The 14,361-nt window shown below is 62.2% G+C and carries 16 protein-coding genes; 6 read left to right on the plus strand and 10 right to left on the minus strand.

Features of this window, described 5'->3' with window-relative positions; all coding sequences use genetic code 11:
* From V5735_RS16375 to V5735_RS16390, 4 genes are all read right to left on the minus strand, one after another.
* A complete protein-coding gene (locus V5735_RS16375; RefSeq protein WP_423744482.1) occupies positions 1-993 on the minus strand; it encodes a carbohydrate ABC transporter permease in 993 nt (330 codons plus the stop codon).
* 2 nt (positions 994-995) lie between these two features.
* Positions 996-2,453 carry a substrate-binding domain-containing protein gene (locus tag V5735_RS16380; protein ID WP_423744483.1) on the minus strand — a complete coding sequence of 486 codons (1,458 nt, stop codon included), beginning with the start codon at positions 2,451-2,453 and terminating at the stop codon, positions 996-998.
* A 332-nt stretch (positions 2,454-2,785) separates the two neighbouring features.
* Complete coding sequence (locus V5735_RS16385) at positions 2,786-3,772, minus strand: aldo/keto reductase (protein ID WP_423744484.1); 987 nt, start codon at positions 3,770-3,772, stop codon at positions 2,786-2,788.
* Positions 3,773-3,832: 60 nt separating this feature from the next.
* Complete coding sequence (locus tag V5735_RS16390) at positions 3,833-5,248, minus strand: DUF6498-containing protein (protein WP_423744485.1); 1,416 nt, start codon at positions 5,246-5,248, stop codon at positions 3,833-3,835.
* Between the two features lie 162 nt (positions 5,249-5,410).
* Here V5735_RS16390 and V5735_RS16395 point away from each other — a divergent pair, with 162 nt between their 5' ends.
* Entirely contained in the window at positions 5,411-6,211 is an 801-nt protein-coding gene (locus tag V5735_RS16395; RefSeq protein ID WP_423744486.1) for a hypothetical protein, read from the plus strand.
* Between the two features lie 13 nt (positions 6,212-6,224).
* Here the strand turns inward: V5735_RS16395 and trmB are convergent, their stop codons facing one another.
* Both trmB and V5735_RS16405 read right to left on the minus strand, forming a co-directional pair.
* Positions 6,225-7,286, minus strand: a complete 1,062-nt coding sequence (trmB, locus tag V5735_RS16400; RefSeq protein ID WP_423744487.1) for an HTH-type sugar sensing transcriptional regulator TrmB — start codon at positions 7,284-7,286, stop codon at positions 6,225-6,227.
* Positions 7,287-7,923: 637 nt separating this feature from the next.
* Positions 7,924-8,670 (minus strand): proteasome assembly chaperone family protein, encoded by a 747-nt coding sequence (locus tag V5735_RS16405; RefSeq protein WP_423744488.1) that lies wholly within the window; start codon positions 8,668-8,670, stop codon positions 7,924-7,926.
* A gap of 111 nt (positions 8,671-8,781) precedes the next feature.
* On the opposite strand from V5735_RS16405, the gene V5735_RS16410 reads away from it, so the two are divergent.
* Positions 8,782-9,771, plus strand: coding sequence for a mechanosensitive ion channel family protein (locus V5735_RS16410; RefSeq protein ID WP_423744489.1), 990 nt, complete (start codon positions 8,782-8,784; stop codon positions 9,769-9,771).
* A gap of 2 nt (positions 9,772-9,773) precedes the next feature.
* On the opposite strand, the gene V5735_RS16415 is transcribed toward V5735_RS16410, so the two are convergent.
* Positions 9,774-10,172 carry a universal stress protein gene (locus V5735_RS16415; RefSeq protein ID WP_423744490.1) on the minus strand — a complete coding sequence of 133 codons (399 nt, stop codon included), beginning with the start codon at positions 10,170-10,172 and terminating at the stop codon, positions 9,774-9,776.
* 35 nt (positions 10,173-10,207) lie between these two features.
* Positions 10,208-11,569 carry a bifunctional metallophosphatase/5'-nucleotidase gene (locus V5735_RS16420; protein WP_423744491.1) on the minus strand — a complete coding sequence of 454 codons (1,362 nt, stop codon included), beginning with the start codon at positions 11,567-11,569 and terminating at the stop codon, positions 10,208-10,210.
* Between the two features lie 82 nt (positions 11,570-11,651).
* Between V5735_RS16420 and V5735_RS16425 the strand changes: the two genes are divergently transcribed.
* From V5735_RS16425 to V5735_RS16440, 4 genes are all read left to right on the plus strand, one after another.
* A complete protein-coding gene (locus V5735_RS16425; RefSeq protein ID WP_423744492.1) occupies positions 11,652-11,891 on the plus strand; it encodes a DUF5816 domain-containing protein in 240 nt (79 codons plus the stop codon).
* Between the two features lie 42 nt (positions 11,892-11,933).
* Positions 11,934-12,473, plus strand: a complete 540-nt coding sequence (locus V5735_RS16430) for a hypothetical protein (RefSeq protein ID WP_423744493.1) — start codon at positions 11,934-11,936, stop codon at positions 12,471-12,473.
* Between the two features lie 88 nt (positions 12,474-12,561).
* The gene (locus V5735_RS16435; RefSeq protein WP_423744494.1) at positions 12,562-12,885 is read left to right on the plus strand and encodes a DUF7116 family protein; all 324 of its coding nucleotides are present in this window, start codon (positions 12,562-12,564) and stop codon (positions 12,883-12,885) included.
* 106 nt (positions 12,886-12,991) lie between these two features.
* Positions 12,992-13,480 carry a DUF309 domain-containing protein gene (locus V5735_RS16440; protein WP_423744495.1) on the plus strand — a complete coding sequence of 163 codons (489 nt, stop codon included), beginning with the start codon at positions 12,992-12,994 and terminating at the stop codon, positions 13,478-13,480.
* 28 nt (positions 13,481-13,508) lie between these two features.
* On the opposite strand, the gene V5735_RS16445 is transcribed toward V5735_RS16440, so the two are convergent.
* Together V5735_RS16445 and V5735_RS16450 are read right to left on the minus strand one after the other, a co-directional pair.
* On the minus strand, positions 13,509-13,841 hold the full coding sequence (locus tag V5735_RS16445) for a HalOD1 output domain-containing protein (RefSeq protein WP_423744496.1): 333 nt from the start codon (positions 13,839-13,841) through the stop codon (positions 13,509-13,511).
* Positions 13,825-14,274 carry a DUF7344 domain-containing protein gene (locus tag V5735_RS16450; RefSeq protein ID WP_423744497.1) on the minus strand — a complete coding sequence of 150 codons (450 nt, stop codon included), beginning with the start codon at positions 14,272-14,274 and terminating at the stop codon, positions 13,825-13,827. The genes V5735_RS16445 and V5735_RS16450 overlap by 17 nt, the downstream gene beginning before the upstream one ends.
* Positions 14,275-14,361 lie beyond the last annotated feature (87 nt).

The following is a 14,361-nucleotide window of genomic DNA, read 5'->3' on the forward strand; positions in this document are numbered from 1 at the left end:
TTAGATCGCCTCCGCGCTCTCGCGGAACTTCACGATGTACACCGTCACCACGATGCCGATGATGGCCGCCGTCACGAACGCGATGGCGGACGCCGTTCCGTACCGTCGGACGCTGAACGTCGAAACGACGAGACAGGACAGCGACGGAACGGTCGTACACCCGGACATGGTTTGGATGAGGCCGTAAATCCGCATCGCCGCGATGGTGCGGAACAACATGGCCACCATGACCGTCGGGAAGACGAGCGGCAGCGTGATCATCTTGAACTGCTGCCACTTCGATGCGCCCGCGACCTTCGCCACGTCGTAGAGGCTCCGGTCGACGCTCTGCAGTCCGGCGAGGATGAGCAGCGCCATGAACGCCGTCGTTTTCCACACGTCGGCCACGATGATGATGGACAACGCCTCCGGGCTGTTGACCAGCGGCGTCGTCGAGAACCCGACCACGTTGTGAAGGATGTCGGCGCCGAAACCGATACCCGGTTGGAAGAGCAGGTAGAAGATCATCCCCTGAATGACGATGGGAACCGCCCACGGGAGGATGATGGCCACCCGCACCCAGCGCCGACCGCGGAAGTCCTGGTCCAGCACGAGCGCCTGTCCGAAGCCGATGACGGTTTCGAACAGGACGCTCGCGATGGTGAAAATGAACGTGACGATGAGCGCGCTTTTGAACGGATTACTGAGGTCGATGAACGGTTGCGGTAAGGCGACCGTATCGAGTTTCCCCGTCAACAGGTTCACGTAGTTTTCGAACCCGACGAACCCGCCGATTTGAGCGGGGCCGGTAATGCTGTCGGCGTGCAATGACATCTCGAACGTCCGCAAGAGCGGCCAGAAGGCGATGACGCCGAGCAACAGCAACGCGGGGAGCAAGAGTAGATACGCAAATTGCGTCTCGCTCAGGCTCTCGATCCAGCGAACTGCACCGGCGTAGGCACCCGACTTCGGCTGCTCCCGCAAGCCGTGTTCCGATGGTTCTTCAGTTGCCATGATTATTTGTTGTAGTTCTCGATTTCGGTCAACTCGCTTTTCAACGTGGACATCGCCGATTCCGGTGAGGCCTCGTTGGCGTACGCCGCGTGGACCTGTTGGGCGATTTTACCCGACTCCTGCGGCCAGACCGCCGTGACCGGACGCGGAACCGCGTTCTGTCCGGCCACTCGAAGTTCATCGACGTACCGGCCGATAACCGGGACCTCCCTTGCCTTCTTCGATTTGAGGAGTTTTGGCTCCGGCGGGAGCCAGCCGATGACTTCGAACAGCTTCAGTTTGAACGACGATTGCATCATCGCCCGAATCACCTCGAAGACGGTTTCCCGCTTCGGCGAGTTCGGGTTCACGGTCACGTGCCACCCGCCGAGGGCCGCGGCGGGACCGCCCGTTCCCTTGTACTTCGCTTGACCGGGTTTGACGCCGTACGGAATCGGCATGACGCCGAGGTCCTTGCCGAACACGTCGTCGGCCCCGTTGATGACGATGGAGTACGGCCAGTTCCGGTGCATGACCGCGTTGCCGTTAGTGAACGGGGCACGCGACGTCTCCTCGGACCACGAGAGCACGGCGGTCGGTGAAATACCGCCCTTGTATCCCTGCAGCGTTCCGGGTGCGGAGGAGCCGTGAATGAACGTCCGAATCATCTCGATGGACTTGATGACCGGCTCTTCCGCCACCGTCACCGGACGCTTGCCGATGGGTCCGAACAGGTTATCGTGCGGACCGAAGTACGCGCCGCCCCACGAGGTCATGAACTCGTTGAAATCACAGCACGAGAGTCCTTCGTAGATGTCCGCTTGGAAGGTGAAGCCGTACTGCATGTCGTTTTGCTTTTTGACCTCCTTCGTCACCTCGGAGAACTTCTTCCACGAGATGGATTCCGTTCCCCAGTTTTCCTCGTCGGGTTTGTACCCGGCCTTCTTGACGAGGTCCTTCCGATACTGCATCGTCGGGAAGTCGGGAAAGAGGGGAACTCCGTAGAGGTCGCCGCTGGTGGATTTCGCTGTCTGAACGCTGGCTTGGAAGTAGTCGTTTTCGACCTTCTTTACCAAATTCTGCGGCAGGTTTTCGCTGAGGTTCAGCACTTGCCTCCGAGCGATGAACGTCAGCGCCCACCCGCTGTCCATGAGCAACATGTCCGGCTCCTCCAGGTTGGCCGAGAGCCAGCGCTGGTACTGGGACTGGCGAACGTCCGTGTTGCTCGACCCGGCGAGAATTTCGACGTGGATGTCGTCCGACAGGCCAGCATTGTGAAGTGCTTTATTTATCTCACTTTGTGCGTCCGCCGCGTCCGAGTCGGCGGCGAATTTGATGGTATTCGGGTCCGCGGGCTTTCCTTGACTCGTACAGCCGGCGAGACCGGCGGCAGTGCCGGAGGCTCCGACGGCCTTTACGAAGGTCCGTCGTGAGACGCCGTCTCGCCGACGGCCTCTATCACGTTCGCTAACACCCACCATGGTTTTCTAAGACGGAACTGCCGCATTTATAGCTTTGGTGCGATTGACTACTGCCGTTGTTATATTTTATATACACGAATTATCACGTTCATGTTGGTTGTATCCCGGGTAGGTAAAATCATTTGTGGACGATAACCATCATATATGGGTGTTGTCGTTTGAAAACGGCAGCAAGGATTGACTTTGAGAAATGGAGGAAGTCTTACATGAATTAATTCGCCGCTGGTCTTCGGAATTCCGTTTCGTGCCGCCTTTCGGCCATTATCCCGGCAATTTTGGCCGTCGTTCGGGGTCTCGAACAGGTTTGTTTCATAGATAAAACATCGAAAATATCATATGTTCGCAATATCTCTGGACCAGACTGGTGCTTTCGGTGACTCGAGGCGCTCCAGTTCTTCGTCCGAAAGTGAGATGTCGAGGGATGCGACGTTTTCGACCAAGTGGTCCTCCGTCCGCGGGCCGATGATCGGCGAATCGACGACGGGTTTGTGGAGCAACCACGCGAGACTGACCTGTGCCGCCGAGACGTCTTTTTCCTCCGCGATGGCTCGAACCTCGTCCAACACGGCCCAGTTCTCGTCGGTGAACCGCTCTTCCGTGTACTCGTCGTTGGCCGCCCGCCCCTCCGTTACCTCCTCGTCCCGGTGATATTTCCCGGTCAGAAAGCCACCGGCCAGCGGCGACCACGGGATGACGCCGACGCCTTCCGCGTCACAGACCGGCAGGAGGTTTTCCTCCTCGTGACGGTCCACGAGATTGTACTCCGGTTGCATGCAGGAAAAGCGCTCGTAGTCCTCGATGTCGCTCTCGTACAGCGCCTTCGTGAACTGCCACGCCGCCATCGTGCTCGCGCCGATGTAGCGCACCCGCCCCGTCTCGACGAGGTAGTCGAGCGCGGAGAGCGTCTCCTCGATAGGCGTCGTCTCGTCCCAGCGGTGAATCTGATACAGGTCGATGTAATCCGTCCCGAGTCTGTCGAGGCTCGCCTCGGCTTGGTCCAAGACGTGTTTTCGAGACAACCCCTGCCCGTTCGGATGGTCGCCCATTTTCCCGAACACCTTCGTCGCAATCACGAGTTCGTCGCGGTTGCGCCCCTCGATGGCCTTGCCGACTATCTCCTCGCTTTCACCGTGTGAGTAGACGTTCGCCGTGTCGAGGAAGTTGATTCCCATGTCCATCGCTCGGTCGAGGAGGTCGAGGCTGGCCGCCTCGTCGTTCATCATCCACGGGTGTTCGCTCCCGAAGTTCATGCAGCCGAGACAGAGCCGCGACACTTCCAGACCGGTGCTCCCGAGTTTCGTGTACTGCATTTCCGTCATGCTCGTTGAACACGTTCACGGAGCGGAGATAAAGGGCTGTGGGCGAACTATCGAAGGGGGTCACCAGTTCATCGCGGCGACCCAGAGGAGCGCCCCGAGAACCATGAGGAACGGCCCGCCGAAGAGGAGCGTGAGGATGACGACGCCGCCCGCCCCCATCTCGCCCGAGACGACCGCGCCGACCGGCACCGCGAGGAACGTGAGCGCGATGCCCGCCGCGGCTACGAACATGGTTCTGTCGGGGTCCTTTTGCTCCGCGTCCGTCGCGGATAGGCCCAACCGCTCCGCGACGTCGTTGACCTCCTCGAACGGCCCGAGCGACGGTACGTGTCGTTCTTCGTCGGCGTCCCGCCAATCGAGCGCGATGGTTCCGGTTCCGAGGAATCGGTCCACCACCCGCCGCGGTACCGAGGATTCCTCGATGTCGTCGATGGCGACCCGCCACTGTGGTTCGTCGAGCCAGCGGTCGTATTCGACGAGTTCGTCGCCGTACCGTCGATACTCGACCGTTCCACGGCGGAGGTAGTGACTTCCCAGCTTTCCGAGAACGATGGGCGAAAGCAGCGCCAGTCCGGCCGCCACGACGACCCATTCGAGCACTATCACACCGAACGCGGTGAGGAGGACGGCAAGGTATCCCGTCCGACTCGCCAAGCCGGACATCCCCGGCACGATTCCGTCGGCGACGACGGCACGGGAATCGGGCCGAATTCTCTCGTCCGGCGTCCCGTCGGGCATCGACACCCGCTCTGGCGGGTCTTCGTTGCCGTCCGAGTCGAGCAGTCGTCCGACGATGCCGCCCGGTCGCTCGTCCGCGTACTCCGTTCGATAGTTGTGCACCTCGTGGGCGAGTTTCGCCGCGACGATGACGCCGACTCCGACGAGGCTCGCCGTCCGGGCACTCTCGATTACTCCCGCGACGCCCATCAGGAGCACGAACACCGCCATGTGCCGCGCAGTCGCTCGTTGTGTCGCGCGTGGGGACGTCTCGACGTAGTTCTCCTCGCGGATGTACTCCCGATGGAACTCGACGCCCCGTCCGACCGCCATGCCGACCCCGCCGACCGCAACCGTCCGCATCAGTGCGGACGTCATCCGGTTCTGGAGACCGAGTTGGGCGAAAAGGAAGGCACCCAGAACGAGCCACACCAACAGCAGGATGTTCACCTGTGCGGCGGCGAACGGAACGTTTCGAACGTACGCCGGTGGGCCATCCCACCAGAGGGATTTGCCGCCGCGTTTCTCCCGCAGTTCGGACAGCGGGAGGTGCTGGTGCCCAACCTCGGGCGACCGTCGTTGCGCGAACAGCACCTTCGGCACGGACCAGCAGGTGACGATTCCCATCTCGACCCAGTACAGCACGAGGACGGCGACAGGCGTCCAACCGAACGACAGGACGCCGACGACCGGGAACAGGTTCGCTCCCAGCAAGGGAATCACGGTGGCGACTCGTCGGAGCGCATCGCGGTCGATCATGTATTCAGCGGTTCGAAGGGTATCCGACACGACCCGATGTGATGGCTGGAGGGCATTTCGACCGATACTTACCAATCGAGCGACGTATGGGTTGTGTTCGAACGGTCGTCGAATCGCCCGTCTCCCGAAGTTTCAACCTCCCGGCGTCCGAACTCCCCGTCAATGATTGACGGGATTCGAAAGCCGGAGTACACGGGTGAAAACCGCTGCTGGCCGTGTACCGTACTGAACACTAGTATTCTTCTTCTCGCGTGCGCGAGCGTGACTCGATTGTTGTCCGGAAGCCGTTCGCGTCGCCTCGGGGTCGCCTCGACGCTCGGCGTCGTCGGCGGAGTGGGAATCGCGCTTCGAGGCTATCTCGTCCCCGGAACGCCGGAGTTCGCGCCCAAACTCGCTTCGGCCCTCTCCCCGACGCCGCAACGACTCCAGTCACCCGCGGAGCCGGGGTCGTTGGCCGGTGAATCCGACGAGGAGACCGGCGAGCGCGCGCTCTCCGAGCTCCTCGATGCGGGCGTCGTCCACGCCGTCGGCGAGAGCCTCCAACTGGACGAACGGTTTCGAACCGACTGGCGCGGGGAGATGGAATCGGTTCGGGAGGGCGACCTCGCGTCGGCGGTTCGCGCCGTGTCGTCGTCCACCGTCACCGTAAAATCTGTCGATAGCGGTGCGTACATCGTCGTTGCCGCCGGTGGCGTGGAAACCGAACGCTGGCTCTCGCGACCGGTCGCCACCGCGGACGTCGCGGCGGTGCGGACGCTGGCCGAGTTCGACATCGACCGCGACGTCCGCGTCCAATCGGCGTCGGCGCTCCGCGCGTTCTGCCGTGACTGTCCGGTGTGCGATACCCCGCTCGAAGAAACCAGCGCCGACAATTGTTGTGGCAGCGGGAGTTCCGCCCCCCTCGATGCGCCCGACGACGTGCTGGCCTGCCCGGAGTGCGACCAGCGCGTTTTCACCTTCTAAGTTCGCGTCCCGCTCACCGCTCGTAGGCCGGTGGTTCGTCCGTCCCGATTCGGATTTCGTGCGCTTCGATGTCTTCGAGCGCGGCGACCTGCCCGCCCACGGTGACCGTTCCCGTCTCGGTTTCGACCGACATTCCCGCGACGCGCTCGCCACCCTCGAAGGAGAAGCCGACGACCCTTCCGCGAACGATTCGGTCGTTCCCGGATTCGATGTCGCGGCCCTTGATGGTCGCGTAGAACTCGCCTTCCATCCCCTGAATCTCCTTGACGCACCGACGAATGGAGGCGTACCGGCGCGGGAACGAACGCTTTTCCGCGTCTTCCGAGAGGGTTCGCTCGGCGGTCGTCCAGAGCACCGTGCCGAAGAAGCCGGACACGAGGAATCCCAGCGCGGAGCGGTTGAAGATGACGCCGTACCGGTCGCGGTCGTCGCGGAGGGCGTCCTGCGTCGCGTACATCGAGTATTCGCCGTCCGCCACCGCGATGACGGGCGTCGTGATTCCGCGGCGCGCGCGGGCGGTGGTTGCCACGGCCCCGTAGTTAAACTCCGTCGGGTCGGGCGCTTCCGAGGCGGGCGTGACGAGCAGTTCGGTGCTCACGCCGGAGTCGATGGCCGCCGAGAGGTCGTCGGCGAACCGTTCGAGGAGGTCGGGCGTCAGCGACAGCGCGAGTTCGTACTCGGCCGCCTCGATGACGTCTTCGAGGTAGCGGAGGATGGTCGAGCGCGATTTGACCAGCGAAACGGCTTCCGTATCCCGCGCCGGGGCGGTGTAGCGCTCTTCGAGTTCGGTTATCATCTCGCCGAGCGACGATTGCACGTCGGAGAAGGCTTCTTCGGGGTCGATTGCGATGACCTTCATGGGTCGTGATTCGCGGAGTTCGACCAGTCCGCGGTCGCTCAGACTGCGAACGGTATCGTACACCCGCGGTTGCGGAATGTCGGTGTGGTCCGCGATTTCGCTCGCGGTCAGTCGTCCGTGTTCGAGTACCGTGAGATAGGCGTCGATCTCGTACTCCCCTAAGCTGAACCGTTCTCCGACTCGTTCGAGTGTCAGATAGAGGTCGTCGGAGCTCATTATGAAACGGAAATCCACGGAGGACTATAGAACCCCAGCTTTTGCTTCCACCTTTTACGACGGTCACAGGCCAGAGCGATGGCACTCGCCATCGCTCTGGTCGGTTCCCTGTAAAAGCTGGACCAAAAGCACCACGTCACCCCACTTCCGTCGCTCCTTTCAGTCGCTCCGTCGGGGGTTCCTCGGCCCGCTCACGGCTTCGCCGTTCGCGGAGAGGACGTTAGCGCCCTGAAGGGACGGGTAGCCTATCGCTTCGCCGGTCGCTAGATTTCGGCGATCGACCGAAGGGAGCGGTAGGCCGGTTACACAACCGACGGAAGTCCGCAATCGACACAATTGCCGAAAATCAGCCGATGACACAACCGCCAGAATGTCAGCAACCGATCAACCATCGAAAATCGGCGATTGAGACGACCACCAAACTTCCACTGGTAACACAGCCGCCAGTCGCTAGTACGCTCTCCGGAAAATCTTCGATTTTCCGGGCCGACGACCGAATGGAGACGAACGACTCGCGCCGCGAGTTGTTCGTCGAAATGAGGAAGGAGTGCTTTTGATGAACGTTTTACGGGGAGGCGTTGGGCGGGCGTGGTGACTCACCACGCCCGCCCGATACCGACCGTCGTAAAACGTTCTGCTACATGTACATCCGGTCGTCCGGTCGTTCTCTGTCCCCGGCCGACTCGACACGCTGGGCGAGTTCGGCGTAGTACTCGCCGACTTCCTCGGCGAACGCTTCGAGCGGATCCGTGTCGATGGTCAGTCCGTACACGTCACGGACGGCATCGATGAGGCGGAGCGCGGCCTCGACGTCCGGCGTCTGTGCGTGGACGGGGGTGACGAACACGCCGGTCGCCAGCGACGTGTCGAGGCCGCGGGCGACGAGGGTCGCGTTCACGCCGTCGAGGAACCCGCGACCCATGCCCGGGATGTCAGTGCTGTCGAGTCGCTTCTCGTGGAAATCGTCGGTGGCGATGGAGAAGACGCGGTGTTCGTCGGGACCGTGCGGGACGGGAATCCCCGACAGGACGGCTATCTCCTCGACCCCGTGCTCCACCGTCCAGTCGAGAATCGCGGTGGCGAAGGGGTCGGCGGCCCAGACGGGAACGAACAGTTCGCCGACGAGGATGGTCAGGTCGAGGTCCGACCGGGAGAACAGTCGGGTGTGGTGGCGCGGACGCCCGTTCTCGAACGGCGTAATCGCGGGCAGTTGCTCGGCCGTGATGTGACCCGTCTCTTCGAGGTCGAGTTGCTCGACGAGGTAGTTCACGGCGGTCAGTCCGGCGAGACCGAACTCGGAAAACCCGGCGAGGAGGGTGCCGCTCGGCTCCTCGTGGTGGCTGATTTCGAACGTAGCCCGGGGGCGATGTGATTCGGACGTCATACGTTCGAATTGTCGCGACGTGACTTAGTTTTCGACACTATTCTTCCCGGGAACGACACGTCAAGCGTCGAAATGCGGGGGTTTTACTTGGTCGGGTGAGACGGAAGACTCATGCCGACGACCGGTACAGCGATTGATGGTATTCTCCGTTGGTTCGGCACCATCGGAGCGTTCGAAGTCGCCACGAACGTTACCGTCACGGACGTCCTCCTCGCGGCCCTGTTCGTCGTCCTCGGTTGGTACGTCTCGCAGTTGGTAGTCAGCCTCGTCGGTCGGCAGGTCGCGCGGCGATTCCGAAGGCCGAGCATCACGAAGACCGTTCTCCGCGGGATTCGTGGCATCATCCTGTTCATCGCGGTCGCTACCGCCGCCGCACAGGTCGGCTTAGGAGCGTCCAACCTCCTGCTCTCGGTCACTGTGTTCTCCGCCACGGTCGGTCTCATCCTCGCACCCATCATCGGGAGCGTCATCAACGGACTGTTCCTGCTGGCCGACCAACCCTACGAAATCGGCGACCTCATCGAGTTGGTGGACACCAGCACCCCGGAAGGGGGAACCCGCGGCTACGTCGAGGACATCACGCTCCGCTACACGAAGATTTTCACGATGCAAAACACGTTCCTCGTCATCCCGAACGCGACGATGCGCGAGCGGGACGTGGTGAACTACTCGGCCGAGGATACGCGTTCGCGGCTTTCGCTCCAACTGCAGGTCACCTACGAGGGGGACCTCGATGAGGCGCGAGCCATCATGGAGCGGGCGGCCCGCAACACGCCGGAAGTCGTCGCGTCGGGGCCGGACATCCGCATCGGGAGCGCCCGCTACCCCAGCGACCCCGTGGCGCAGATACGGGATTACGCCGACCACGGCGTTCTGCTCGAACTCCGCTACTGGGTGAAAGACCCGTACTACATGCGCCGCGTCCACTCACACATCATGGAGCGAATCTGGGAGGAGATACAAGATGCCGACGTGGAAATCGCGTACCCTCACTCGCACCTCGTCTTCGACGATACGAGCGGCGTCGCGCGGGTCGCCGTCGAACGAGAACCCCAGCAGCGAACGCCCCCCTCCCGACCGGTCGAGTTCGACGAACGCTGACGCTATCCCACCGTGATCAGTTCGCAATCCACCTTCTCGCGGAGGAAGGTCTCGATGTCGGGGTCGTCCACCAGTCGGCGAATCGCACGCCGCCACCGACCGACCTGCTTGCGTCCGATGACCACCACGTCGGCGCTCGTCGCGGCGATTTCCTCCAAAATAGTCTCCTCCACGAGAAAGCCGTCGCGGACGACGTATCTGGCGTTCCTGATGCGACCGAAGGCCTTCTCGACGGTTCGTTTCAGGTCGGTGCGTCGTATCTCGCTTCCGCGGTGATACAGATTCACGTGCAATACGGTGAGGTCGGCGTCTCGCTCTTCGGCCACGCGAAGAGCTTCGGAGAGCGTCCGACGCGAGTGTTCCGAAAGCGGATAGCGAACCGGAACGAGGACGCGAGTCATATCGAGTCGGAGGTGGTGCACCCGGGAGAACCTTACTATCTTTGCGCGATGCGACCCTCTATCTCGGGGTCGATGCCGAACCGACGGGCGTAGTCGGCCAGCACCTCGTACTGTACGTCCCCGGTTTCGACGTGGTGGTCGATGTCGAGAGCGGGGAACTCCCGGTCGCTGTGCAGGAGGTACTCGGTCGTCGCGAGGCTGTAGGTCGCGTCGTCCCGAATCTCACGTCCGGCGATGGTCGCGGATTCGAGTGCGTCCTCCGCCCGGTTCCAGACGAGTTCGACCCCGCTCAGGTGGCCGTGCCACCAGTCGTGTTCGGCGAACCCGATGGTCGGGTCGTGGGCCTGCCGGAACACGTCGAGGAGTTCGTCGCCCGAGAGTTCCGCGACGACGACGCGCTCTTGAAACGGCAGGACGCTCACGAGGTCGCCGACCGTCACCTCGCCCGAAAGCGGGTCGCCTTCGCGGATTCCGCCGCTGTTTTGCAGGCCGACGGCCGCGTCGGTCGCCCAGCGGTAGGCGTCGGCGACGAAGTTCCCGATTCGGCTCTCGCCGCGGAAGGTCGTGGTCTTGGTTCGTTCGATGGGGTCGTCCACGCTCGCAACGACCGAACCGAGTCCGGCTTTCTCCTTTCTCTCGTACAGCCGACCGGCCACGTCCTCGTTCCGCGGTGCGTCCGCGACGCGGTGCCGGGTCACGGTCGGTTCGGACCCGCCGTCGAAGGCCACTTCGAGGAGGACGTGGCCGTTGACACCCGGTCGGGTAACGAGCGTCCCGTTCAGCTGTTCCACCCGCTCGGAGTGGACGTGTCCGCCGAGGATGACGTCGATATCCACCGCGTCGGCGAGCGCTTCGTCGCCGCGGCCGAGGTGGGAGAGCGCGACGACGATATCGACGCCCTCGTCTCGAAGACGGGAGACGGTTCGTTCGGCCGCCGCTATCGGGTCGGTGAACGTCAGTTCGCTCGCGTTCGGATTTATCGACGCCGTTTCGGGCGTGGTGACGCCGAAGAACCCGACCCGCGTACCGCCGATATCTCGGGTCGCGGCCGGTGCGGTTCCGGCACCGGCCGCGAACCGGTCGTCCCCTTCGCGGACGTTGACGGTGAGCCACGTCTGGGGGGAGCGCCGGACGAGTTCGCGGGCCCGGTCGATTCCGTAATCGAAATCGTGGTTGCCGAACGTCCCGAAATCGGGGGAGATAGCGTCGAAGAAATCGAGGGCTTGCTGTCCCTCGGTGACGAGCGAGAGGACGCCGGGGGCGGTGTTGTCCCCGGTTCCGACGACGACGGTTCGGTCGTCGCGTCTGGCGTCGATGCAGCCCGCCAGTCGGCCGAGCCGGTCCGGGTCGTCGTAGACGTTCTCGATGTCCGAATAGTGGAGGAGCCGGAGGGTCATTGCCGACGTGTCTCAGGGAGGAGACAAGATACCTTCGATACGTTCAACATCCCTAAATCGATGGGCCGACAAGGGGTGGATAATGACCACAGCGACGACGCAGGATGACGAAACCGTCTACATCAACGAGTCGGAAGGAACTCGCGGGTCGAAAGGTCCGTTTTTCGTCGTCTATCGCTCGCCCGAGCACGAACGGCGCTACGGCTATTTCTGTGCGAACTGCGAGACGTTGGACAACGCGATGGATTCGATGGGGCGCATCGAGTGCAACCGGTGTGGTAACCTCCGCAAAGCGACGGAGTGGGACGCGGCACACGAATAGGTTGGCCGGTTTCTTTACCCGTTCGGCGACGCCAGTCACGGTATGGTCTCGACCGACGAGGAGCTCGTTTCCGAGTTGGAGAGTCAGCGCAAAACCCTCATGTTGGACGAGGCGGTTCGGTTGGTCGAGCAGGCGCACCGGGAGACCGGCGTCGGCGTCGAACGCGAGCGGTTCGAGGCGTACCTCGACGCGATGACGTACGGGCGGGACGCCTTCCCGTCCTCATTCGAGGAACGGCTCACCGACGCGGAGTCGTGGCAAGGCGGCGGCCGCATCTACGAACTCCGGGGGGACCGCGTGAGCTATTACCCGCCGCGGTGGCACGAGGAGCTTCGGGAGACGCCTGACCTCCGCGAGTACCTTCGGGTGATGGGTGCGGACGCCATGGAAACCGAGGGCGGCGACAGGGAAGCGGTGACGGACGACGGTGTACTGAAGGAGATGGTGTTGGACGCCGCGGTCGCCATCGGTGGGATGACCCGCGAGGACGCGCGCAATCAGCTCACGGAACTCAAAGCCGAGGACGAGGTGCGAGAGTATCCGGCACAGCACGCGAACCCGTGGGTGCAACTCGCCCGGTAGGCATTCGTTTCGATATTTTGAATATCGGGTGACATTTGTTCGAATCCGCAAGAACATTTATTACGTATTGTGTGTTACGTTCACATGGATGGCCCCTGTTAGCACACCACCGACCAAGGAGGCCAGGTCGATTTTCAACCGCCTCGGATACGAGGTTTTGGACGACGGAGACGAATTTCGCGCCAGACGAAAGTGGCGCGAGGTACGCGTTTCCGCCCTCGCGGATACCGGGGAGGCTCCGAAATATGGGACGCTACGTTGCTTCGTGACGTGGACGGAGAACGCGACGCGACTGCGAAAGCGGATTCGGGAATCGAACCCGGACTACGAGTGGGCAGTCATCGCGGTCGATGAAAGTGGCGACTACGAAGTCGCGCGAGCGCCGCCGAGCAAAGCGGTGGTTGCGCAGTAGGGACCGAACGAAACGAGCGAAAACGAGTATCGATTTTTCTCGACGCGTCGAGGACGACCAGTACCAACACACAAACCCGTGGCGTGCGAACGATACCGCGACTGCAATGGACGACCACACACGCGACCCGACCGCCGACCCACCACCGACCGGCCGAATCCCGTCGGGATGGCTCCCGGAGCGAGACTGCTGGGAACACGGAACGCTTCGAACCGCGGTGGTTCACGGCGTGCGACTGTTCAACGCCGGGGAGTTCCACGAGAGCCACGACTGTTTCGAGGACGAGTGGTACAACTACGGCAACGGGTCGGTAGAGAGCGCGTTCCTCCACGGGATGGTGCAGGTCGCGGCGGGCGCGTACAAGCACTTCGACTTCGAGGACGACGGCGGCATGCGCTCGCTCTTCGAAACCGCGCTCCAGTACCTCCACGGCGTCCCGACCGACTTCTACGGCGTGAACGTCACCGACGTTCGAACGAAAATGACGAACGCGTTGGACGACCCGACAGTGCTCCACGGGTGGAAAATAGAACTGGACGGGAGACGACCGACGGCGACCGATGTCGATTACGACTACGCTGACGGTCTCGACTGACCGCGGCGACGTCAGGTACCGGCCGACGCTACTCGTACACCGAAATCCAACCGTTGCTGTTGACCGTGATTTGGTAGTCCCCGAATTGGAATTCTACGGTTCCTACTCCGTCTCGACTCTGCCCCGAAATGTTGGGTCCAAAGAACGCGTCTTCCAGCGAGTCGATATCGACGCAATCGTACAGAACGGGGTCTTTCAGGTCCGTGGGTGAAATTCCCCTCGTGTCGGCGATGGCCCCGACTATCATCGTCGTGAGGTCGTGCTTGCCATCCCGTTCGTACCGCGTTTGGTGGACGAGGGTGCGTTGCACATCGTCGCCACGCTCGGCGTTATCGCCGTTGCCCTCACTTGCTCGCGTCATCCATCTCACTCCGTGCGTGTGATTCCTGCCGCATGTCGAGGCTCGCACCCGTGCCCGCCAGCGCCGCCAACACTTGCTGTGCGTTGGGTCCCGGTCGAATCACTTCGGTCGGTTTCTCGAACGTGATGACGCCTTCCTCGACCAGTTTCGGAACGTGGGCGTGGTACAGCGAGGCGTAGGTCCGTTCGACTTCCGCTCCCGAGACTTCGTGTTCCGGCGTGTCCATCTCCCAGGACGCGATTTTCGTGGCGATGTCGGTCAGTTTCCATTCGGTTTTGGATTTCAGCGTGTACACGATATATCGGCGTCGTGACTCTGCGAGCGCCTGAAAGACGTGATTTAGCTCCAGAACGTCTTCGGATAGCTCCGGTAGTTCGGCATCGGAGAATTTTTCCGATGCCGTTTCAGTGTCGTCCGGCGTATTGTCTCCCATGTCGTATAGATATTCGTGAACTGTTGTATAGCTTGTGCGGCGATTGTGACCCCTTACTCGATAAATCGCAAGCGTTGGTGTCGATAT

It is taken from the genome of Haladaptatus sp. SPP-AMP-3, from assembly GCF_049568665.1.
GTDB lineage: Archaea > Halobacteriota > Halobacteria > Halobacteriales > Haladaptataceae > Haladaptatus > Haladaptatus paucihalophilus.